Origin of the sequence: Longimicrobium sp. (genome assembly GCA_036389135.1) — a bacterium.
Taxonomy (GTDB): domain Bacteria; phylum Gemmatimonadota; class Gemmatimonadetes; order Longimicrobiales; family Longimicrobiaceae; genus Longimicrobium.
In genome coordinates this window covers 1-1502 of sequence record DASVQP010000051.1, presented here as the reverse complement: position 1 = coordinate 1502, position 1502 = coordinate 1, and the positions used below count along the sequence as shown (strand labels likewise).

Below are 1502 nucleotides of genomic sequence, written 5' to 3'. Positions count from 1 at the left end.
AGGCCGAGGCGTGGCTGGCCGACGAGGCGTGGCGGCCGTTCGACCTGGCGCGCGGGCCGCTGGCGCGCGCGGCGCTCCTCCGGCTGTCGGAAGACGAGCACGTGCTGGCGCTCAACGTCCACCACAGCGCGGGCGACGGGTGGAGCTGGGGGATCCTCTTCCGCGACCTGTCGGCCGCGTACGAGGCGGCGCTCCGCGGCGACGCCCCCCGTCTCCCGCCCCCCGCCCTGCAGTACGCGGACTTCGCGGCGTGGCAGCGCGGGTGGCTGACGGGCGAGGTGCTCGACGCGCAGCTCGGCTGGTGGCGCGAGCGGCTGGCCGGCGCCCCGCCGCTCCTGGAGCTCCCCATCGACCGTCCGCGCCCGCTGGTTCCCGGCGAGGCGGGGCGGACGCACGCGCTGGCGCTGTCGGAGGACACCACCCGCGCCCTCCGCGCGCTGTCGCGGAGCCAGGGGGCCACGCTGTTCATGACGCTCCTGGCCGGGTGGCAGCTCCTCCTGTCGCGCTACAGCGGGCAGGACGACGTGTCGGTGGGCACCCCCGTCGCGGGGCGCACGCGGCTGGAGACGGAGGGGCTGATCGGCTTCTTCGTCAACACGCTGGTGCTGCGCACCGACCTGTCGGGCGCCCCGGGGTTCCGCGCGCTCCTGGGCCGCGTGCGCGAGGGCGCGCTGGGCGCCTTCCAGCACCAGGACATCCCCTTCGAGAAGCTGGTGGAGGAGCTGGCGCCCGAGCGGAGCTTGAGCCGCACGCCGCTCTTCCAGGCGCTCTTCGCGCTGCAGAACAACCCGGGCGAGGCGCTGCGCCTGGGAACGCTGGCGGCCGAGCCGCTGGCCACCGCCGACGAGCCGGCCAAGTTCGACCTGGCGCTGGAGATCCGGGAGGACGGAGACAGGCTGGCCGGCTCCCTCCAGTACCGCGCGGAGCTGTTCGACGCGGGGACCATCGAGCGGATGGCGGAGCACTTCCGCGCGCTCCTGGACGCGGTGGCGGCGGAGCCGGAGCGGCCGGTGGACCAGGTGCCGTTCCTGGCCCCGGCCGAGCGGCGGCGGATCGTGGAGGAGTGGAACGCCACGTGGACCGGGCTCCCCGACGCCTGCGTCCACCAGCTCTTCGCCGAACGGGCCGCGCGCGCCCCCGGCGCCGTGGCGGTCGTCTCGGGAGACGTGGTCCTCACCTACGGCGAGCTGAACGAGCGCGCGAACCGGCTGGCGCACCACCTTCGGCGGCGCGGGGTGGGCCCCGAGGTGCGGGTCGGGATCTGCCTGGAGCGGAGCCTGGAGATGGTGGTCGGCATCCTGGCGGTGTTGAAGGCCGGGGGCGCGTACGTGCCCCTGGACCCCGGCTACCCGGCCGAGCGGCTGGCGTTCATCCTGGCCGACTCCGCCACCCCGGTGCTGCTCACGCGCGAAGCGCTGCGCGGCGCGCTCCCGGCGCGTGAGGGCGTGGAGGTGGTGAGCCTGGACGGCGCGGCGGAGGAGATCGCGGCGGAGAGCAGGGAG

1 protein-coding gene is annotated in these 1502 nt (G+C 75.8%); it reads left to right on the top strand.

Features of this window, described 5'->3' with window-relative positions; genetic code table 11:
• Window positions 1–1502: condensation domain-containing protein (locus VF584_12640; protein HEX8211012.1), on the top strand; the 1502-nt coding region annotated here is incomplete at both ends.